This is a genomic window from Dyella sp. EPa41, from assembly GCF_016586165.1.
GTDB lineage: Bacteria > Pseudomonadota > Gammaproteobacteria > Xanthomonadales > Rhodanobacteraceae > Dyella.
On the sequence record NZ_BCPR01000010.1, the window covers coordinates 68976 to 90712 of the forward strand.

Consider the following 21737-nt stretch of genomic DNA (forward strand, 5'->3'; position numbering starts at 1 on the left):
AAGGAGCGCACCCAGTGCGCGATGCCCGCTCCCTCAAGGCTGCGCCGGCGCCACACCTTCCGCATCGCTGCCGTCCGGCGCCTCCACCTGGTAACCCTTCGCCTTCAGCCGCGCGACCAGTCCGCGTGGCGACAGCAGCTCCTCCATCGGCAGCATCGCGAAGGTCTGCGCATTGGCATTCAATGCCTGTTCGGCGGCTTCCATCCAGATGCCTTCGGCCTTCTGCTTTACATCGCTGAAGCCCAGCTGCCTGGCGAAACCCGCCTCCGTCACGGCAGCGATGCAGGCTTCACGCTGGTCGTTCATCGGCAGGCTGCGCAGCAGGTCGATGTCGCCGGTGGCCCAGGCATTGGCGCGTTCGGTGATGCGGCCGAGGTCGCGCTCCACCGTGTCCAGCGTGCGGCCGAAGCATTCGCGGTCATCCATGGGCGATGACTTGAAGGTCTTCACCGCGTCGCGCGGCTGTTCCACCAGCATGGTGTAACGCGCGGTCACGAACTTCACGTTGTGCTTCTTGGCCAGATCGCGCACGGTGTCCTTCACGCCGCCGGAGGCGGTCATGCCGTGGCGCTTGATCGCCTTGTCGTACAACTCCACCGCGGCGAAGATCGGCCGCCAGTCCTCGATGCCGCGGTCGTTGCCCAGGTACTGCTGCTTGAGCGTCAGCCAGCGCGCGTAATCGGGGGCCGGCACCACCTGCTGGAGCTTCTGCCCGTCGGGGTTCTTGCGTGCGCCGATCAGCGAGGGCAACAGGAACAGCTTGCCGAAGAAATTGGTCTTGGGCTTGAGCGCGATGGACGGCGGCCCCAGCACCTCCTGCGAGCCGGCGATGGTCTGTTCCACATCGTCGGTTTTCCACTGCATGCGGTCGGGCAGCGGCGACAGCGTGCCGAGCACCCACATCACGTGATCGCCCTTGCTCACGCGCCACAGCCCCGGCCCCGGCTGTTCGCCGCTGACCGTCACCGCTTCGAGATTGGTCACCTGCGAGGTGGATGCAGTCGCCGGCGCCGGCACGTTCTGCGCGTATGCCGGCAGCGCGAAGGCCAGCACCATGGTGGCCATGGGCAACGGGCGGCAACGCAACGGACCAGGAACGAACGGGTTCATCGGATGAATTCCTTGCTTGGGGCCGCCTTGTGACCGCCTCGGATCAGGCGCGGTTCCGCGCGCCCGCCGCCATGTTCAGTGAACCCACGCGTGACTCGCCATGGCGGCTGCCACGCACCACAGCACCGCCATCCAGGCCGGCTGCCGCGCCACCACGAGCATCAGGAAGCCACATGCGGCGATGATCACGTCCGCCCATCCACGCACGGTGCCGATCCAGACCGGATTGTAGAACGCCGACGCCAGCAGGCCGACCACCGCGGCATTGATCGCTGCGACCACGCGCACCGCATCCGGCCGCGCGGAAAGCCGCTGCCAGAACGGCAGCACGCCGCTCAACAACAGGAAGCCCGGCAGGAAGATCGCCAGCAGCGCGACCGCCGCACCCGCCGCGCCGCCCTGCCCGTGAAACATGCGGCTGCCCAGATAGGCCGCCAACGAAAACATCGGGCCGGGCATGGCCTGTGCCGCGCCGTACCCCGCCAGGAAGCTGTTTTCATCGATCCAGCCGGGCGTGACCAGGGCCTGCCGCAGCCACGGCAACACCACGTGCCCACCGCCGAACACCAGCGCGCCGGCCCGGTAGAACGCGGTGGCTATCTGTACCAGCGGATGGCCGCCCGTCGCGGCGAAGGCAAGCACCAGCAGCGCGCCATAGCAGGCGAGCAGGACAGACGCCGTGCGACGCCCGTAGCCGGTCGAAGGCGCCGTGTCGTGACGGGGCAATACCCCGCGGCATACCCATGGCGACAACAGCGCGGCGAGGACGATCACCAGCAACTGCAGCCAGGCCGACGGTTGCCACAGCAACACCACGGCCGCACCAAGCGCCAGCAAGCGTCGCGGCATGTCGGGCGCCAGCGATCGCCACATGCCGAGCACGCCCTGCGCCACCACCACCACGGCCACCAGTTTCAGGCCGTGCAGCAGCGACTGTCCCCATGGACCGCTGAGGTAGGGCGCCCACCACGCGAAGGCGAACATCAGCAAGGCCGAGGGCAAGGTGAAGCCCGCGAACGCCGCCAGCGCACCGCGCCAACCCGCCCGCTGCATGCCAATGGCAAAACCCAGCTGGCTGCTCGCCGGCCCCGGCAGAAACTGGCAGAGCGCGAGCAGCTGCGAGAAATGCGCGTCATCGAGCCAGCGTCGCTGCTCGACGAAGGCGCGACGGAAATAGCCCAGGTGCGCGATGGGGCCGCCGAACGAACGCAGGCCTAGCGCGAGGAAGGCGAGGAAGACCTCGCCGGCGCGATGCGGCGGTCTTTCGATGTCGTTCGACGAGGCACTCATGGGGCGCAGCCTAGCGCAGTGATGCGACAGGCGGATGGATGGCCGCGCCTTTCCTGTGGGAGCGCACCCTGTGCGCGACAAGCCAACGGAGCGGCACTCCCAATACGCTGCGGTCGCGCACAAGGTGCGCTCCCACAACGACCCGCCGCAAAGAAAGAAGGCCGCTTTCGCGGCCTTCTCCGTCACGCAGCTGCCTCAGGCCATCAGCCCAGCGAAGCCAGCGCGTCGTTGAACGTCTTGCTCGGGCGCATCGCCTTGCCGATGAGGTCGAGGTTCGGGCGGTAGTAGCCCTGGATCTCCACGGCCTTGCCCTGCGCGCCGTTCAACTCGGCGACGATCTTCTCCTCGTTCTCGGTCAGCGCCTTGGCCAGCGGCGCGAACTTCGCCTTGAGCTTGGCATCGTCGTTCTGCTCGGCCAGCGCCTGCGCCCAGTACATGGCGAGGTAGAAGTGGCTGCCGCGGTTGTCCAGCTCGCCGACCTTGCGCGCCGGCGACTTGTTGTTGTCGAGGATCTTGCCGTTGGCCTGGTCCAGCGTCTTGGCCAGCACGCGCGCATCGGCGTTGTCGTAGCGGTTGGCCAGGTGCTCCAGCGAGGCGGCGATGGCAAGGAACTCGCCCAGCGAATCCCAGCGCAGGTAGTCCTCTTCCAGGAACTGCTGCACGTGCTTGGGTGCCGAACCACCGGCACCGGTCTCGAACAGGCCGCCACCGGCCATCAGCGGCACGATGGAGAGCATCTTGGCGCTGGTGCCCAGCTCCATGATCGGGAACAGGTCGGTGAGGTAGTCGCGCAGCACGTTGCCGGTCACCGAGATGGTGTCCTGGCCCTTGCGGATGCGCTCCAGCGAATGGCGCGTGGCCTCCACCGGCGACAGGATGCGGATGTCCAGGCCGGTGAGGTCGTGATCCTTGAGGTAGCGCTCGACCTTGGCGATCACCTGCTTGTCATGCGCACGGTTGCTGTCCAGCCAGAACACCGCGGGCGTATTGCTGAGGCGCGCGCGCGTCACGGCGAGCTTCACCCAGTCCTGGATCGGTGCGTCCTTGGCCTGGCACATGCGCCAGATGTCGCCCGCCTCCACCGGCTGCTCCAGCAGCACGTTGCCGGCCTCGTCGATCACCTTCACCACGCCGTCGGCGGCGATCTGGAAGGTCTTGTCGTGCGAGCCGTATTCCTCGGCGGCCTGCGCCATCAGGCCCACGTTCGGCACGCTGCCCATGGTGGACGGATCGAACGCGCCGTTCGCCTTGCAGTCTTCGATCACCACCTGGTAGACGCCGGCGTAGCTGCGGTCGGGGATCACCGCCTTGGTGTCCTGCAGCTTGCCTTCGGCGTTCCACATCTTGCCGGAGTCGCGGATCATCGCCGGCATCGACGCGTCGACGATCACGTCGCTGGGCACGTGCAGGTTGGTGATGCCCTTGTCCGAATTCACCATCGCCACGGCCGGGCGCTCGGCGTATTCGGCCTTGATGTCGGCGAGGATCTCATCCTGCTTGGCCTGCGGCAGCGAGCCGAGGCGCGCGTACAGGTCACCGATGCCGTTGTTCGGCTCGAAGCCCACGCCCTTCAGCGCGTCGGCGTGCTTGGCCAGCACGTCCTTGTAGAACTCGTTCACCACCACGCCGAACATGATGGGGTCGGAGACCTTCATCATGGTGGCCTTCAGGTGCAGCGAGAACAGCACGCCCTGGTTCTTGGCGTCCGCGATCTGCGCATCGATGAAGGCGGCCAGCGCCTTGCGGCTCATCACGGCGGCGTCGATGATCTCGCCATCCTTCAGCGCCGTCTTTTCCTTGAGCACCTTGCTGCTGCCGTCCTTGCCGAACCACTCGATCTTCACGTTGGTGGCCTTGGCGACGACGGTGGACTTTTCGCTGCCGTAGAAGTCACCGCCGTCCATGTGCGCGACGTGCGACTTCGAGTCGCGGCTCCACGCGCCCATCTTGTGCGGATGCTTGCGCGCGTAGTTCTTCACCGAAAGCGGCGCGCGGCGATCGGAATTGCCTTCGCGCAGCACCGGGTTCACCGCGCTGCCCTTCACCTTGTCGTAGCGCGCCTTGACGTTCCACTCGCTGACGTCCTTCGGATCTTCCGGGTAATCCGGCAACGGATAGCCCTGGCCCTGCAGCTCCTTGATCGCGGCCTTCAGCTGCGGCATCGAGGCGCTGATGTTGGGCAGCTTGATGATGTTGGCGTCCGGCGTGGTGGCCAGCTGGCCCAGCTCGGCGAGGTCGTCGGCGATCTTCCTGTCGTCGGGGAGGATGTCCGGGAACTGGGCGATGATGCGGCCGGACAGCGAGATGTCGCGCGTTTCGACGGCGACGCCAGCCGTGGCGGTGAAGGCCTTGACGATCGGCAGCAGCGACTGCGTGGCGAGGTACGGCGCTTCGTCCGTGAGCGTGTAGATGATCTTCGGCGTGTTCGACATTGTTGCAATGACCTCGCTGGCATGACCTGGATGGCGGGCGCCGGAGCGCCCCGCGCGGACGCTAAGTTCGTCCTGACCGGTCGACATGGGGTCGGAACCCGCGGACGAAAGCCCCTCATTGTCACGATTTCGGCCAAACGGGGAAAGCGCACCGGACAACGATGCGCGAACGTATGGATATTCAGGGCCTTACGCTTTTCCGTAGGAGCGCACCCAGTGCGCGATCGCAGCGTGGCGGCATCACCGCTCCGTCGGCTTTTCGCGCACGGGGTGCGCTCCTACATGATCCCTAAACCGCCTCGCCTGCCGGCAACCGCTTGGGCTGGCGGCGGCGCGCGCGCCAGGCGCTGAAGCGGTCGGCCAGGCACGAGAAGATCACGTACAGCGCCGGCGTGCTGAGCAAGGTCAGGCTCTGCGAGATGATCAGGCCGCCGATCAGCGCGATACCCAGCGGGCGGCGCAGGTCGGAGCCTTCGCCCAGGCCCACCGCGATCGGCACCGCGGCGAGGATGGCCACCATGGTGGTCATCATGATCGGGCGGAAACGCACCATGCATGCCTCGTAGGCCGCATCGAACGCGTTGAGGCCGCGCTCGCGCCGGGCAACCAGCGCGAAGTCGATCATCATGATCGCGTTCTTCTTCACGATGCCGATCAGCAGCACCAGGGCGATCTGCGCGATCACCGAGAGCTCGGTGTCGGTGATCCACAGCGCGAGCAACGCGCCCACGCCGGCGGCGGGCAGCGTGGAGAGGATCGTCACCGGATGGATCAGGCTTTCGTACAGCATGCCGAGCACGATGTAGACCACCACGACGGCACCGAGCAGCAACCACAGCATGCCGCTCTGCGACTGCTGGAAGCGGCGGAAGTCGCCGCCGATGTTGATGCGGATGTCGCCCGGCAAGCGCATCTGCTTGCCGGTGGCCTGGATGATCTCCAGCGCCTCGCCCATGCTCACGCCCGGTGCGAGGTTGAAGCTCATGCTCATCACCGTGTACTGGTTTTCGTGCGTGATCTGCGTGGGCGCGAGTCCCGCTTCCTGGCGGGCGAACGCGGTGAGCGGCACCATCGCGCCGCTGTTGCTCTTCACGTAGACCGCGTTGATCGCGGCGGGCGTGGCCGTCTGGTTCGGCAAGGCGTTGACCACCACCTTGTACTGGTTGAGGTCCGAATAGATGGTGCTGATCTGGCGCTGGCCGAACGCGTTGTACAGCGCGCCGTCGATGGTGCCGATGCCCACGCCCAGGCGCGCGGCCTTGTCGCGGTCGATCACGATGTTCTGCTGCAGGCCGGCGTCGTCGATGTCGCTGCCGACGTCCTTGAGCTTGGGATTCTTCTTCAGCTCGGCCACCAGCTTCGGCAGCCACGCCTGCAGTTCGTCGGAATTGTCGCCCTGCAGCGACACCTGGTACTGCGCGCCCTGGCTGGAACCGCCCCCGCCGAAACTGGGCAGGTCCTGGATCGGACGCAGTCGCACGTTGAGGTCGGGGTAGCGCGCCGCCTTCGCGCTGAGACGGCCGAGCACGGTGAAGGTATCGTCCTTGCGGCCCTGCGCATGCGTCTTCAACTCGATGTCGAAGGTGCCGGCCGCACCCTGGCGGCTGCTGCCCAGGCGGGCGCCCACGCGGGCGACGTCGTGATCCTTCAGCAGCATGTCGATCAGCCGCTGCTGGCGTTCGCGCGCATCCTGGAACGACACCGTGGCGCCGGAGGTGGCGCGGCCGCGGATCAAGCCCGTGTCCTGCGCCGGGAACAGGCCGGTCTTCACCATGCCGAACAGGAACACCGTCGCCACGATCAGCGCCAGCGGCGTCAACGAGAACGCCAGCGCATGCTTCAACGAGAACTTCAGCGCGCCCGAGTAGAGACCGATCAGGCCGGACTGGAACTTGTCCAGCGCCACGCCGATGCGCGTGGTCGGCTTCTCGGAATCGTGGCCGAGCAGGAACTGGCCGCACAGCGAGGTGGTGAGCGTCAGCGAGACCAGCGCCGACACGATGATGGCCGCCACCAGCGTGATGGTGAACTCCTTGAAGAACAGGCCCGTGATACCGCCCATGAACAACAGCGGGATGAACACGGCCACCAGCGAGGCGGTGATCGACACGATGGTGAAGCCGATTTCCTTCGCGCCGGCGAGCGCCGCATCCATGCGCGTCATGCCCTGGTCGATATGGCGCACGATGTTCTCGATCACCACGATGGCGTCGTCCACCACGAAGCCGATCGCGATCACCAGCGCGAGCAGGGTGAGGTTGTTGAGGGTGAAACCGAGGATGTACATCACGATCGCGGCGCCAGCGAGCGACAGCGGTACCGCGGCGGTGGCGATCAAGGTGGGCGCGAGGCGGCGCAGGAACAGCGCCATCGTCAGCATCACCATCGCCAGGCTGATCAGCAGCGTCGCCTGCACCTCGTGCAGCGAGGCGCGGATGGTCGGCGTGCCGTCGAAGTACGGCGTGAGGGTGGTGCCCGGCTGCAGGTAATCGCGCAACAGCGGCACGGCGGCCTTCACGCGATCCACGGTGCCGATGATGTTGGCGTTCGACTGCCGGTACACATACATCAGCACGGCGGGCTTGCCCTGGAACCAGGCGGCCTGGTAGGCGTCCTGCGTGCCGTCGTACACCTTGGCCACGTCGGAAAGGCGGACCGGCACGCCGCTGTTCGAGGCGATCACCAGGCTGGCGAAATCATCCGCCGTGTGCAGCGAATCGTTGGCCGTCACCGACATCACGGTCTTGCCGTCCGACAGGAAACCCTGCGGCGAGGTGACGTTGGCGGCGGTGAGCGCGTTGCGCAGCTGGTCGGGCGAGAGGCCCAGCGCGTTGAGCTGGCGCAGGTTCACGTCGACGCGGATGGCGGGCGTGGCCGCGCCGAGGATGTCCACTTCGGACACGCCTTCGATCTGGCGCAGGCGCTGCGCGAGCAGCGAGTCGGCGACGTCGTAGAGGTCGCGCGCGGACTGCGTGTCCGAGGTCAGCGCGAACGCGATGATCGGGTCGTCGTTGGGGTTGGCCTTCTGGTAGCTGGGCGGCGCGTTGAGGCCGGTGGGCAGGTCGGACTGTGCCGCGTTGATGGCGGCCTGCACGTCGCGCGCGGCGGCGTCGAGGTCGCGGCCCGCATTGAACATCAGGAACACGAAGGTGCTGCCCAGCGAGCTGGACGAGCGCATGGTGTCGATGCCCGCCACCTGGCCCAGGTGGCGTTCCAGTGGCGCGGCCACGGTGGAGGCCATGGTGCCCGCGCTGGCGCCCGCCTGGCTGGCCTGCACGAAGATCACCGGGAAGGTCATGTTCGGCAGCGCCGCCACGCCCAGCAGCACGTAGCAGATCAAGCCAACCGCGAACACACCCATCGCCAGCAGTGACGTGCCGATGGGGCGGCGGATGAAGGGACCGGAAATGTTCATGCCATCAACAAGCCAGGGAAGTCGCTCCGGTCAGGGAGCTGTTCGAATAGCGCCGCGAGGGCGCGCGGGATGGACGTATATACCGCACAACGTCTACACAACGCATGACGGGCGGATTGGTTGAATGCGAAGGCGCGCCGCACCTTGTGGGAGCGCACCCTGTGCGCGACAAGCCGATGAAGCGGAGATGCCGCAGGACAAATACGCGCGAAAGCCGGTGAGCGAGGTAATCCCATGGCTCCGCGGTCGCGCACAGGGTGCGCTCCCACAGGGGAAAATGGCGGAAGCCGCAAACGCCGAAAGGGGCGCGCCGTTCCGGCCGCGCCCCTTCGGGGACATGCATGGGGGCCCGGGTTGCCCCGGGCCCGGCCGTTCGTCTCACATCGCTCCCCGCGTCTGGGCCTTGGCGAGGGCGCGCTGTTCGCGGCGCTCGCGCAGCCAGTCGGAGAAACGTTCCATGTAGAGGTAGATCACCGGCGTGGTGTAAAGCGTGACCAGCTGCGAGAGCAACAGGCCGCCCACGATGGACACGCCCAGCGGGCGGCGCAATTCCGCGCCGATGCCATTGCCCAATGCCAGCGGCAGTGCGCCGAGCATGGCCGCTGCCGTCGTCATCATGATCGGGCGGAAACGCAGCAGGCACGCGCGGCGGATCGCTTCATGCGGCTTCATGCCTTCACGCTGCGCCTCGATCGCGAAGTCGATCATCATGATCGCGTTCTTCTTCACGATACCGATCAGGAGCACGATGCCCACGATGCCATCCACCGACAGGCTCATGCCGCAGAGGATGAGCGCGAGCAGCGCGCCGACGCCGGCGGGCGGCAGCGTGGAGATGATGGTCAACGGGTGGATGTAGCTCTCGTACAGCACGCCCAGCACGATGTAGATCACCACGATCGAGGCGATCAGCAGCAGCACTTCGTTGGTCAGCGAGGTGGAGAACTCCGCCGCCTTGCCGATGAACTGGCCGCGCACCTGCGGCGGGAAATTCAGCTGCTGCTCCACCTCGTGGATCGCCTTCACCGCTTCGGACAGCGAATAGCCCGGCGCGAGGTTGAAGGAGATCGTCACCGCCGGCAGCTGCTGCTGGTGGCTCACCACCAGCGGGGCGTTGGTCACCTCGGCGGTGGCCAGCGAGGCCAGCGGAATGGTGCCGCCCGCGCCGATCACCACGCCCGTGTTGGCCACGCCAAGGCCGGTCGAGGTCGAGGAGTTGCTCGATGCCACCTGGCCGAAGCTGGTGGCATTGCTGCCGGTCAGCGCGCCGCTGCCGTTGCTCTTCACCGTCAGCTGGTTGAGCAGCGCGGTGCTGGAACGGAACTGCGGCGCCACTTCCAGCACCACGCGGTACTGGTTGAGCTGGGTGAAGATGGTCGAGATCTGGCGCTGGCCGAACGAGTCGTACAGCGTGTCGTCGATGGTCTGCACCGGCACGCCGAGGCGGCTGGCCTTTTCGCGGTCGATGGTGAGTTTGAGCGAGGTGCCCTGGTCGGCGAGGTTGTTGTCCACGTCGGCCAGTTCCGCACGCTCGCGCAACGCCTGGGTCATCTGCGTGGCGTACTTGGAAAGCTCCTCGGAGTTCACGTCGGACATCGAGTACTGGTACTCGGTGGCCGCCACGCGGCTGTCCAGCGTCACGTCCTGCACGGGCTTGAGGTACAGCGCCACGCCCGGGATATCGGCCGCTTCCTGCTGCAGGCGCTTGACCACCTCGTCGAGGCCATCGCGATCGCCGCGATCCTTCAGCACGATGCTGAGCTGGCCCTGGTTGAGCGTCGGGTTGATGGAACCGGCACCGATGAAGGCCGCCACGCCGGTCACCGCCTTGTCACGCTGCAAGGCCTCGGCCACGGCCTTGGTGCGCTGCTCCATCTGCGGAAACGCCACGTTCTGGTCCGCCGCGACGACGCCGGTGATGAGGCCGGTGTCCTGCTCGGGCAGCAGGCCCTTCGGGATGATGATGTAGAGGAACACGGTGACCACGACGGTGGCGCCGGCGACCAGCATGGTGAAGCGCTGGTGGCCGAGCACCCAATCGAGCGAGCTCTCGTACACGTTGACCAGGCGCGACCACCAGGTCTTCTTGCCCGCCGCGGCATGGCGCTCGTGCGCATCGTCGCCCTCGGGCAGCGCGTCGGGACGAAGCAGGTAGGCGCACATCATCGGCGTGAGCGTCAACGACACCAGCATCGAGATGGCGACCGCGATGGTCAGCACCCAGGCGAACTCGTGGAACAGGCGGCCGGTGACGCCCGGCATCAGCAGCAGCGGCAGGAACACGGCGATCAGCGAGACGGTCAGCGACAGCACCGTGAAGCCGATTTCCTTCGCGCCGATCTCGGCCGCTTCCTTGCCGTCCTTGCCCTGCTCGATGTAGCGCACGATGTTCTCGATCATCACGATCGCATCGTCCACCACGAAGCCGGTGGCCACGGTCAGCGCCATCAGCGAGAGGTTGTCCAACGACATGCCGGTGAAGGCCATCACGCCGAAGGTGCCCATGAGCGAAAGCGGCACCGCGACCGACGGGATCACCGTGGCCCACAGGCGGCGCAGGAACACGAAGATCACCGCCACCACCAGGCAGATGGTGAGGATCAGCGTGAACTGCACGTCCTCGACCGAGGCGCGGATGGTGATGGTGCGGTCGGCGAACACGTCCAGATGGACGTCCGCCGGCAGCACCGCCTGCAGCTGCGGCAGGATGCTGCGGATCTGCTGCACCGTCTGCACGATGTTCGCGCCCGGCTGGCGGCGGATGTCGAGCAGCACGGCGGGCTTGCCATTCGCCCAGGCGGCGAGCTGGTCGTTCTCCACGCCATCGACCACGCTCGCCACGTCGGACAGGCGCACCGGCGCGTTGTTCTTGTAGGCGATGATGGTGCTCTTGTACTCGGCCGCATCGACCAGCTGGTCGTTGGTGCCGATGCTGTAGGACTGCGTGGCGCCGTTGAGCGTGCCCTTGGGCGCGTTCACGTTGGCCTCGGTGAGCGCGCTGCGCACGTCCTCCATGGTGAGGCCGAGGTTGGCCAGCTGCGACGGGTTCACCTGCACGCGCACGGCCGGGCGCACGTTGCCGGCGATCGACACCAGGCCCACGCCCTGCACCTGCGAGAGCTTCTGCGCCAGGATCGAGTCGGCGTAGTTGTTCACGTCGCGCAGCGGCAGGCTGTCGGAGGTGAGCTTGAGCGTGATGATCGGCGCGTCGGCCGGGTTCACGCGGTTGTACACCGGCGGATACGGCAGCGTGGCCGGCAGCGTGCCGCGCGCCTGGTTGATGGCCGCCTGCACGTCCTGCGCCGCGATGTCGATGTCGCGGTCCATCGCGAACTGCAGCACGATGGTGGACAGGCCCGCCGACGAGTCGGAGGTCATCATGGTGAGGCCGGAGATCTGGCCGAAGTTGCGCTCCAGCGGCGTGGTGACCAGCGACGCCATGGTGGACGCGCTCGCGCCCGGGTACTGCGTGGTGACCACCAGGCTGGGCGCGTCGATCTCGGGCAGCGCCGACACCGGCAGCTCGCGATAGCCGAGGATGCCGAGCAGCAGCACCGCCACCATCAGCAGCGAGGTGGCGATCGGTCGGCGAATGAAGAGTGTGGAGAAGCCCATGGGGTTAGCCGTCGATGTGTGTGGCGAGCGCCAGTCCCGCGGCGCCTCGTGTTTTTGCTGCAGGGCTCAGGGACGCGTGGCGGGGGCGCACGCTTGCGCCACCCTGCCACCGGGATGGATGGCGATCGGCCCGCGTATCGCGCCCTCGCCAGCCATCCCTCGTCCCGCGCCTCGCGTCGTCAGCCGCCGCGGCGACCGCCCTGCTTCTGCGCGTTCTTCTTGGCCTTGTCCATCTCGGCCGGGGTCGGCGCGGCCGGCACTTCGCCCGGCTTGAGCGCCTTCACCTTGCTGCCCGGCTTGAGGCGGAACTGGCCCTCGGTGACCACCCGGTCGTTGAGCGCCAGGCCCGAACCGATCATCACGTGGCTCTCGCCCACTTCGCCGGCGACCTTCACCGGATTCATCTTGACCGTGTCGTCCTGCTGCACGAGGTACACGTAGTCGCCGTCCGGGCCACGCTGCACCGCCTGCGACGGGATCACCAGGCCGCCGGACACCGTGCGCACCTTCAGGCGCACGTTGACGAACTGGCCCGGCCACAGGTCGCCCTTGGCGTTCTGGAAGATCGAGCGCAGCTTGAAGGTGCCGGTGGTGGTGTCGATCTGGTTGTCGACCACGTTGAGCACGCCGTCGTCCGCGATGGTGTGCGCATCGGCGCGGTCCAGCGCCAGCACGGCCAGCGGATCGCCCTTGCCGGCGGCGCCGCGCACCATCTCCAGGTTCTGCTCGGGCAGGTTGAAGGTGACGTAGATCGGATGGATCTGGGTCAGCGTCACCACGGCCGTGGTGGTGGTCACCACATTGCCCGGGTCCACGTTGCGGATGCCCGCCACGCCGTCGATCGGCGAGACGATGCGGGTGTAGTCGAGGTTGACCTTGGCCGAGCGCACGGCGGCGCGGTCGGCGGCCACGGTGGCGGTCAGGTTGGCCACGTTGTTGCGGAAGGTGTCCATGTCCAGCTGGGCCACGTAGCCCTTGGCGACCAGGGCATCGTTGCGCTTGAGCGTGCTCTGCGCGGTGGCGAGCTGGGCTTCGTCCTGCTCCTGCTTGGCCACGGCCTGGTCATAGGCGGCCTGGAACGTGCGCGGGTCGATCTGCGCCAGCAGGTCGCCCTTCTTCACTTCCTGGCCTTCCTTGAAGTTGATGCTCAGCATCTGCCCGCTGACCTGCGGGTTGATGGTGACGGTGTTGAGCGCCTGCACGGTGCCGAGCGCGGTGAGGTACACCGGCACGTCCTGCTTGACGACAGGCTCGACCGTGACCGGCACGGGCGTGTCCTTGTCCTTGTCCTGCCCCTGGCCCTTGCGTTGACCGCTCTGCTCGCCCGCCTGGCCACCCTCGGCCGGCTTGTGCAGCAGACGGAAGCCCACCGCTCCCACCACGATCACGGCCACAACGACCAGCGCGATCTTCCAAAAACGCGACATGAAAAAAACTCCCAGAAATAGACGGCAGGCCCACCCGACCTCACCGGCGCCGCAGGAACATCTTCCGTGCGCCTGACTTGTACGTCGGATGAAAGGATAGGGTCAGATCAACGGGAATAGACAATGCCAGTTGACATGGGTGCCCCATGACCGATGGCAGGGTTTTTACCGCGTGATCGCGTCAAAACAAAGAAAAGTGCGTGAAATGGCCACGCCATGCAACCGTTTGACCGGGCGATTGCCGCCCTGAAACTTGGCTCGGGGTTCGTCTATACTCCCGTCCTTGTTGTCTGAACCTGTGCCTAACCCGGCTGCAAGGCCGTCCTAGAGATGGAGTGATTGCGTGAGCGGTTCCATGACCAAATCCGACCAGAGCTTCATGCGCAGCTTCTCGTTGCTGATCGCTGGCCTGGGCGTGCTGACCCTGCTGCTGATCGGTGGCGCCTGGTTGATCTACGACCACGAGCCGAAGGAAACCAATCCCGAGACCGCCAAGCAGGTGGCCGAGCGCATCGCGCCGGCGGGTGCCGTCTACGCGGGCGACACGGGCCGCGCCGCCATGGCCGCCGCGCAGGAAGCCGCCGCCAAGGCCGCCGCCTCGCAGGTCGCCTACGGTGGCACCACCGACGGCAAGACCATCTACGACAACCTCTGCCACAGCTGCCACACCGCTGGCGTGGCCGGCGCGCCGAAGCTGGGCGACAAGGGCAACTGGGGTCCGCGCATCGCCCAGGGCATCGATACCCTGGTCAAGCATGCGATCGAGGGCTACAAGGGTCCGGATGGCAACATGATGCCGGCCAAGGGCGGCAATCCGGCGCTCACCGACGAGCAGGTGAAGAACGCGGTGCATTGGATCGTGGATCAGGCCAAGTAATAGGCCCGCCCGCATTGGATGTCCGAGACGCCGCCTCATAGGGCGGCGTTTTCGTATCCGGCCTCTCCCCCCTCTGTAGGAGCGCACCCAGTGCGCGACAGCCTTTCGCGGTGGGCTGCATGGTTGTGGCTTTTGTTTGAGTGCAGGTGTTGCCTTTGGTAGCTACGCTACCGCAAGAGTGCCGCCTACGCAGCGGGCGTTTCGACGTCCTGCCGGCCGCCGAGTCACTTTCTTTTGCTGGCCCAAAGAAAAGTAACCCAAAGAAAATGGCCTTCAGAGCCAAGGCTCTTAGCGATATGCGGGATAGAAGCGTCGGATGAGCGAGGCCAGCCGTGATGCGCTCGTTACTACCTCGAACGGAGCCGCCACACCGCAACGCGCCGATGCGAAGAGGACTTAAAGCCACTTCGCTAAGCCGTGATGAAGCCCATGGGGCGCGGCACCCTTTCTCCCTCTCCGGGGAGAGGGCTGGGGTGAGGGGTGGGTGCTTGCGGTAACACCACCTATCTACAGGGCGCCCCTATCCCATCACCTCACCCTCCACCCACTCCCGCGCAAATGCCTGCAACTGCGGGTAAAACGCTTCGAAATGCGCCTGCAGCGGGCGATCCAGGCCGGTGAGGATGGGCAGGGCTTCGCCGACCGGGTTCGCGCGGCGGAGGCGGTGGGAGATGCCGTCGAGGGCGGCGGCGATCTCTTCGGGGCGGGCGTAGCCGCCAGGCAGGGCGTGGGCTTCCATGTAATGGCGAAAGCGCTGCAGGCCTGCGGGCAGCAGTGGGGTATGGCGGTCGAGCAGGTCGCGCACGCCGAGCGAGTAGGTTTCCAGTCGCTGCTCGCTCCAGCGCGGAAAGTCGCGCGCCAGCAGATGGTCGAACCACATGTCGAGCAGGATGCCGCCGTAGCGGCGGAAGGGAGCCGGCAGCAGGCTGCGCGCGGCGGCGACTTCCGGATGGCTGTCGGTGTAGACGTCGATGGCACGGTGCAGGCGGATGCCGGCAATCAAGCCTTGCGGCAGGCCCGGATCGGGCTGGCCATGGACGAAATCTCCCATCAAACCGCCCAGTTGCAGCAGTTCGTCATCGCCCGCCAGCAGTGTATGGGCCAGATGGTTCATGCAGTGGACTCCGCTCGGCGCCTGCGACAGGCACATGTGCCGGTTATCATCTTGTCCATGAACCCCGTCATGCTCCCCACGCAGCCCGACCATTTTCCCGAGCAGGCCGCCAGCTTCGCGCTGGAAGGCCCGGCCGGCAAGCTCGAAACGATCAGCGACGTGGCCCTGCCCGAAGAGGCACGCCGCGGTACCGCCATCATCTGCCATCCGCATCCGCTGCAGGGCGGCACCATGCACAACAAGGTGGTGACGATGGTGGAACGGGCGCTGCGCGAATCGGGGCTGGACACGGTGCGGTTCAATTTCCGCGGCACGGGCGAATCCGAAGGTATTTACGATCACGGCAACGGCGAAGGCGACGACCTCGCGGCGGTGGCGTCGTGGGTGCGCCGGCTGCGTCCGGACGATGCCCTGTGGCTGGCCGGCTTCTCGTTCGGCAGCTACGTCTCCATCCGCAACGCCGTGCGCCTGCACGCCGACGCCCTGGTCAGCATCGCGCCGCCCGCCGGGCGCTGGCCGTTCGAGGGCTTCGAGCTGCCCAGCTGCCCCTGGCTGGTGGTGCAGGGCGAGGAGGACGAGGTGGTCGACCCGCAGGCCGTGTTCGACTGGATCGACGGCATGACGAAAAAACCCGAACTGGTGCGCATGCCCGAGACCAGCCATTTCTTCCACCGCCGCCTGATGGACCTGCGCGGCGTGATCAAGCACGCCGTGCAGCCCTGGCTGCCGCCGCCGCGGCAGGACTGATGCCGCACCTGTTCCGCATGCCCGCTCCCCACGGGCGCACCATCCCCCGAATCCGCCGTACCCATGAGTGATACCCCCCTGCTCGCGCCCAGCGCGCGTTACCACGAAGGCGTCGCCGCGCACCGCTGGGAGGCCGACCCGGCCCAGCAGGCGCTGCTGCCCGAGTTCGACCGCATGCACGCCGAGCTCATCGCCGGCACCGCCAACACCAATGGCGGCGGACTGTTCGGACGTCTGAAAGCCCTGCTCGGCAACGAGACCCGCGAGTGCGTGCAGGGCCTGTACCTGTGGGGCAGCGTGGGCCGGGGCAAGACTTTCCTGATGGACCTGTTCGTCGCCAGCCTGCCGTCCGGCATGGCGCTGCGCCGCCATTACCATCGCTTCATGGGCGAGGTGCACGACCAGCTGCGCGCGCTCGGCGAGCGCCAGGACCCGCTGCTCGACGTGGCCGCCAACATCGCCTCGCGCTGCCGCGTGCTGTGCCTGGACGAATTCCTGGTCAACGACATCGGCGACGCGATGATCCTGGCCACGCTGCTGCAGGCCTTGTTCGAGCGCGGCGTGTCACTGGTGACCACCTCGAACACCGCCCCCGCCAACCTTTACAAGGATGGCCTGCAGCGCGCGCGCTTCCTGCCGGCCATCGCGCTGATCGAGAAGCACTGCCGCGTGGTGCAGATGATCTCCTCGCACGACTGGCGCCTGCGCGCGCTGACCCAGGCCGCGGTGTACCAGACGCCGCCGGGCGCGGAAGCCGAGCGCGCGCTGTCGCGCATCTTCTCCAGCCAGGCCGAGGGCCCGGTGGAAGAAGGCGGCGAGATCATCCTCAACGACCGCCCGGTCCCGGTGCGCAAGCGCGCGGCGAATATCCTTTGGTTTGAATTCGCCGCGCTGTGCGAGGGACCGCGCGCCGTGTCCGACTACATCGAGCTGGCCAAGGCCGGCCCGGCGGTGATCATTTCCAATGTGCCGCAGTTCACCGTCTACACCGATGACGCGGCGCGGCGCTTCGTGTTGCTGGTGGACGAGTTCTACGACCGCCACGTGAAGCTGATCCTTTCGGCCGCCGCGCCGATCACCGAGCTGTACGACGGTGAACGCCTGCGCGCGGAGTTCGGTCGCACGGAATCGCGATTGATCGAGATGCAGAGCGAAGAGTATCTGGCGAGCGAACATCTGGCCTGATCGGCCCGCCGCCATGGCAGGCGCGCACCCATGGCGCGATCACGGCCGCGTTCCGTTGGCTTGTCGCGCACTGGGTGCGCGCCTACAGTGCGGTAAATGCGCATTGCTGGAGCCCTCATGTCCATCCTGCTCGCCCTCGCCCTGCAGTCGAGCCCGGCCGCCGGCGCCGACTTTCCCGCACGCGTGAGACAGGCCAAGCTGGCCGAAGGCGCGGCCACCGGGCCGGACTACCAGAAGCAGATGTGGGATCGCATCGGCAACGCCACCACCGATGCCTACAAGGCCTGCCTGGCCAGCAATACGCCCGCCGACAAGTCGCCTTTCACGCTCGTGGCCAACGTGCGCCCGGACGGCCATCTGGCCGACATTGCCGTGCAGCCGGCAACCCCCGTCGCCGGCTGCATGGCCGGCCAGTTCGCCAACTGGGTGCTGCCGGCACCGCCGGCGACGCCGGCGCCCTACCCGGTCGAGATCGATTTCAGCATCAAGAACTAGACCAACCGGCCGATGGCCGGTGCGTAGGAAGCATGGGCAAGATGGGCGCATCGGCCTTCCATATGTCTCATTGCGTGCCGTTACGCGGCTGCAGTAGCCTCGCGCGACGGAGACGTTGAGCCGTTCCTCACAGGGGTGGGATCGCGATGCGCACGACCACGGGAGTCGACCCGGGGCAGCACGGCGGCGGGCAACCGGACGCGCGGGAATCAGCCGTCCAGACGTCCGCCGATGGCGCGTCGTCCGAGGGTTTCGCCGTACCGGGCTTTGATGCCGTCGTGCGACTGGTGTCGCGCTCGCTCAACGTGCCGCTGGTGGCGCTGGTGCTCCATGGCGGCACGGCCTACTGGTTTGCCAACGGCAGCGCGCTGCCCCCGCATGGATCGCGCGTCCTGCACCCGCTCTACATGGATGCCGCACGCAGCCTCGAACCGCTGGTCGTGCTCGATACCCAGGCCGATGACCGCTTCAAGGACGTCACCCCGGCGCCGGGCGCCAGCTCCGGCCCGGTCCGCTTCTTCGCCAGCGAACCGGTGTGCTCGCTGACCGGCCAGCAGATCGGCGCGCTCTGCGTGATGGACCTGGCGCCGCGCGTCGAACTGAGCGAACACGAACTGACCTCGCTGCGCGACGCCGCTTCCCTCATCGGGGCCGGCGTCGTGCTGCGCAGCTATCTCGGGCGCACCGACCCGATCACCCAGCTGCCGCATCGCTACGCCTTTTTTGACGACCTGCGCCGGCACTTCCAGGATGCCGCGCCACTGGCCTGGGTGATCGCCATCGATGTGGCGCCGGTGCAACGCTTCAATGCTTTCATCCGCGCCATGGGCCATGCCTATGCGGATGAACTGATGCGCGCGGTGGCCCAGCGCACGCTGGCCTGGCTTCCGCCCGATACCCGCCTGTACCAGGTCGGTGCGTCGCGCTTCGCCGCCGTGCTGCCTGATCGGCATGTCGAAGCGGACACGACCCGATTGGATGACCTGGTGGCGCGTCTTCGCGAGCCCTTCGATTGCCTGGGCATCCCGCTCACCATCCAGCCCGGCGTGGGGCTGCTGAAGATCGGCGAGAACGAGCTGCGCGGCGGCGATCCCCTGCGGCTGGTGATGAATGCGTCCTACGCCGCCCAGCACAGCGTGCGCGGCTGGGCCGTCTACGACCGCCAGCAGGACGAGCTCCAGCGCCAGGAATTCTTCCTGGTCACCGAACTGGCGGCGGCGCTGACCGATCGCACGGAACTGGACCTGCACTACCAGCCGCGCGTCGACCTGGACAGTGGCCGCTGCGTGGCGCTGGAAGCACTGGCGCGGTGGCACCATCCCACGCTCGGCCTGATACCACCCAGCCGTTTCATCGCCTTGGCCGAGCGTGCCGGCCTGATGCGTTCGCTGACCCAATGGGTACTCGAACACGGCGTGGCGCAGCTGGCGGCGTGGCGCAGGAAGGGCCACGACATCAAGCTCTCTTTCAACGTGTCGAGTACCGACCTCGGCGCCGACCTGGTCAATCGCGTGCAGCAGGTGGCGGAACGCCACAAGGTGGGGCTGGACTCGCTGGAGCTGGAGTTCACCGAGAACACGCTGATGGAGCACAGCGCCACCACGCGCCGCCATCTCACCGCGATACGCCAGCTCGGCGCCGGCATCGCCATCGACGACTTCGGCACGGGCTACAGCAATCTTTCCGCCTTGCGGCAGATGCCCGCCACCAGCCTGAAGATCGACCAGTCGTTCGTGCGCGGCATGGGCACCAGCCGCCATGACGAGGCGATCGTGCGCTCGGTGGCCGACCTCGCGCGCAGCATGGGCTTTCGCGTGGTGGTGGAAGGCGTGGAAACGGATCACCTCTACGACAGCGTGCTGGCGATGGCCTGCGACGAGGCACAGGGCTTCCACATCGCAAGGCCGCTGCCGCCGGCCGACGTGCTGCCCTGGCTGACCACGCACCAAGGCATGCCATCGCGCCGCGTGGTCTAAGGCGTCAGCTGTCTTCTGCAGGCGCGCACCCGGTGCGCGAAAAGCCTACGGAGCGGTTAGGCCATTCTCCGCGGTCGCGAACGGGGTGCGCTCCTACGAAAGAAGTTCTTCGGCCATCGCCTCGCGCATCAGGTATTTCTGCACCTTGCCGGTCACCGTCATCGGAAACGCGTCGACGAAACGCACGTAGTGCGGCACCTTGAAGTACGCCAGGTGATGGCGGCAGTAGCTCTGGATCTCCGCCTCGCTGGAGTCGCAGCCTTCGCGCAGGCGGATCCATGCGCATACCTGCTCGCCGAACTTTGCGTCGGGCACGCCGAACACCTGCACGTCCTGCACCTTCGGATGCGTGTAGAGGAACTCCTCGATCTCGCGCGGATACACGTTCTCGCCACCGCGGATGATCATGTCCTTGAGCCGCCCGACGATGGTGCAGTAGCCGTCGTCGTCGATGACCGCGAGGTCGCCGGTATGCATCCAGCGCGCCTCGTCGATCACTTCGCGCGTGCGCGCGTCGTCCTGCCAGTAGCCGAGCATCACGGAGTAGCCGCGCGTGCACAGCTCGCCCGTCGAGCCGCGCGGCACCACGCGCCCCTGTTCGTCCACCAGCTTCACCTCGATATGCGGATGGATGCGGCCCACGCTGTCCACGCGGCGCTCCAGGGGATCATCCAGCGTGGTCTGGAAGCTCACCGGGCTGGTCTCGGTCATGCCGTAGGCGATGGTGACCTCGCTCATGTGCATCTCGCTCACCACGCGCCGCATCACTTCGATGGGGCACGGCGAGCCGGCCATGATGCCGGTGCGCAGCGAGCCGAGATCGAAGCGACGGAATTCCGGATGCTCCAGTTCCGCGATGAACATGGTCGGCACGCCATGCAGCCCGGTGCAGCGTTCCTCCTGCACCGCCTCGAGCGTGGCGAGCACGTCGAAGCCTTCGCCCGGAATCACCATGCAGGCGCCGTGCGTCACGCAGGCGAGATTGCCCAGCACCATGCCGAAGCAGTGATAGAACGGCACGGGAATGCACAGGCGGTCCTGCTCGGTGAGGCGCATCGCCTCGCCGATGAAGTAGCCGTTGTTGACGATGTTGTGGTGCGTGAGCGTCGCCCCTTTCGGTGCACCGGTGGTGCCCGAGGTGAACTGGATGTTGGCCGGATCGTCGAAGCCGAGTTCGAGCTCCACGCGATGCAACTGCTCGAGGGCTTGCGCATCGCCACGCGCTGCCACGTCGCGCCATGCGCGAGTGCCCGGTGCGGCCTCTTCATCGAGCACAATGACGTCGCGCAATGCGGGCAGCCGCGCCGACGCCAGCTGCCCCGGCAGGCACCCGGCAAGCTCCGGCGCCAGCTCGTTCAGCATGTCGAGGTAATGCGAGGTCTTGAACCGGCGCGGCAACACCAGCGCCTTGCAGTCCACCTTGTTGAGCGCGAACTCCAGCTCATGCAGGCGATAGGCCGGATTGATGTTCACCAGGATCAGGCCGGCCTTGGGCGCGGCGAACTGCAGGATCACCCACTCGGCCCGATTGGGCGCCCAGATGCCGATGCGATCGCCTCGCCGCAGCCCCAGCGCCAGCAGGCCGGCCGCCACGCGCTCGACTTCCGCATGGAACTGGCGATAACTCAGGCGTACCTGCTGCGAGCGCACCACCAGGGCGGGACGTTCGGGATGGGTGGCCGCGATGCGGTCGAGCAGGGAGCCCACGGTATCGCCCAGCAGCGGTTGCCGGCTGACGCCTTGGACATAGCTCGGCGCGCGCATGGATGCGTCCTTCTGTGGTCGGTGGCCGAGGATAGCATCGGCGTTCGGAGCCCAGCGGGGTGTTCGACCTTGGTAGGAGCGCACCCAGTGCGCGACAGCCTTTCGCGCCGGTCTGCAGCACTCGTTCTTCAGGCATGTAGTTCGTGATGTCTTAGTTGCTGTCTTCCGCGACCTGGCTCGCCTGCGACCGCAGGGAGTCCCCGTGGGGCGGCGGGCTTCCGAGCCGCTGCCGCGGCCCGCGTCACTTTCTCTTCGTGTGGCACTCCTTTTTCGCGTGGCACTCCCTTGTA

General features: G+C 66.9%; 13 protein-coding genes. 5 read left to right on the top strand and 8 right to left on the bottom strand.

The window, feature by feature from the left end; all coding sequences use genetic code 11:
* Positions 1–33: 33 nt before the first annotated feature.
* The 6 genes from JMF82_RS05490 to JMF82_RS05515 form a co-directional block, all read right to left on the bottom strand.
* Positions 34–1110 (bottom strand): TraB/GumN family protein, encoded by a 1077-nt coding sequence (locus JMF82_RS05490; RefSeq protein WP_236585308.1) that lies wholly within the window; start codon positions 1108–1110, stop codon positions 34–36.
* A gap of 75 nt (positions 1111–1185) precedes the next feature.
* The gene (gene chrA / locus JMF82_RS05495) at positions 1186–2400 is read right to left on the bottom strand and encodes a chromate efflux transporter (protein ID WP_201313526.1); all 1215 of its coding nucleotides are present in this window, start codon (positions 2398–2400) and stop codon (positions 1186–1188) included.
* Between the two features lie 203 nt (positions 2401–2603).
* On the bottom strand, positions 2604–4832 hold the full coding sequence (locus JMF82_RS05500; protein ID WP_201313543.1) for an NADP-dependent isocitrate dehydrogenase: 2229 nt from the start codon (positions 4830–4832) through the stop codon (positions 2604–2606).
* A 289-nt stretch (positions 4833–5121) separates the two neighbouring features.
* Positions 5122–8247 carry an efflux RND transporter permease subunit gene (locus tag JMF82_RS05505; protein ID WP_201313527.1) on the bottom strand — a complete coding sequence of 1042 codons (3126 nt, stop codon included), beginning with the start codon at positions 8245–8247 and terminating at the stop codon, positions 5122–5124.
* Between the two features lie 378 nt (positions 8248–8625).
* Complete coding sequence (locus JMF82_RS05510; RefSeq protein WP_201313528.1) at positions 8626–11862, bottom strand: efflux RND transporter permease subunit; 3237 nt, start codon at positions 11860–11862, stop codon at positions 8626–8628.
* A gap of 179 nt (positions 11863–12041) precedes the next feature.
* Positions 12042–13289 carry an efflux RND transporter periplasmic adaptor subunit gene (locus tag JMF82_RS05515; RefSeq protein ID WP_201313529.1) on the bottom strand — a complete coding sequence of 416 codons (1248 nt, stop codon included), beginning with the start codon at positions 13287–13289 and terminating at the stop codon, positions 12042–12044.
* A gap of 355 nt (positions 13290–13644) precedes the next feature.
* Here JMF82_RS05515 and JMF82_RS05520 point away from each other — a divergent pair, with 355 nt between their 5' ends.
* Positions 13645–14166, top strand: coding sequence for a c-type cytochrome (locus tag JMF82_RS05520; protein WP_201313530.1), 522 nt, complete (start codon positions 13645–13647; stop codon positions 14164–14166).
* Positions 14167–14686: 520 nt separating this feature from the next.
* Here JMF82_RS05520 and JMF82_RS05525 read toward each other — a convergent pair.
* Positions 14687–15280, bottom strand: coding sequence for an ACP phosphodiesterase (locus JMF82_RS05525; RefSeq protein ID WP_201313531.1), 594 nt, complete (start codon positions 15278–15280; stop codon positions 14687–14689).
* A 69-nt stretch (positions 15281–15349) separates the two neighbouring features.
* Here JMF82_RS05525 and JMF82_RS05530 point away from each other — a divergent pair, with 69 nt between their 5' ends.
* The 4 genes from JMF82_RS05530 to JMF82_RS05545 all read left to right on the top strand — a co-directional run bounded on the left by JMF82_RS05530 (position 15350) and on the right by JMF82_RS05545 (position 19683).
* Positions 15350–16027 carry an alpha/beta family hydrolase gene (locus JMF82_RS05530; RefSeq protein WP_236585309.1) on the top strand — a complete coding sequence of 226 codons (678 nt, stop codon included), beginning with the start codon at positions 15350–15352 and terminating at the stop codon, positions 16025–16027.
* Positions 16028–16090: 63 nt separating this feature from the next.
* Complete coding sequence (gene zapE, locus JMF82_RS05535; RefSeq protein WP_201313533.1) at positions 16091–17212, top strand: cell division protein ZapE; 1122 nt, start codon at positions 16091–16093, stop codon at positions 17210–17212.
* A 117-nt stretch (positions 17213–17329) separates the two neighbouring features.
* Positions 17330–17707 (top strand): peptidase C13, encoded by a 378-nt coding sequence (locus tag JMF82_RS05540; protein WP_201313534.1) that lies wholly within the window; start codon positions 17330–17332, stop codon positions 17705–17707.
* Between the two features lie 146 nt (positions 17708–17853).
* The gene (locus JMF82_RS05545; RefSeq protein WP_201313535.1) at positions 17854–19683 is read left to right on the top strand and encodes a GGDEF and EAL domain-containing protein; all 1830 of its coding nucleotides are present in this window, start codon (positions 17854–17856) and stop codon (positions 19681–19683) included.
* Positions 19684–19776: 93 nt separating this feature from the next.
* On the opposite strand, the gene JMF82_RS05550 is transcribed toward JMF82_RS05545, so the two are convergent.
* Positions 19777–21447, bottom strand: coding sequence for an AMP-binding protein (locus tag JMF82_RS05550; protein ID WP_201313536.1), 1671 nt, complete (start codon positions 21445–21447; stop codon positions 19777–19779).
* Positions 21448–21737: the final 290 nt, after the last annotated feature.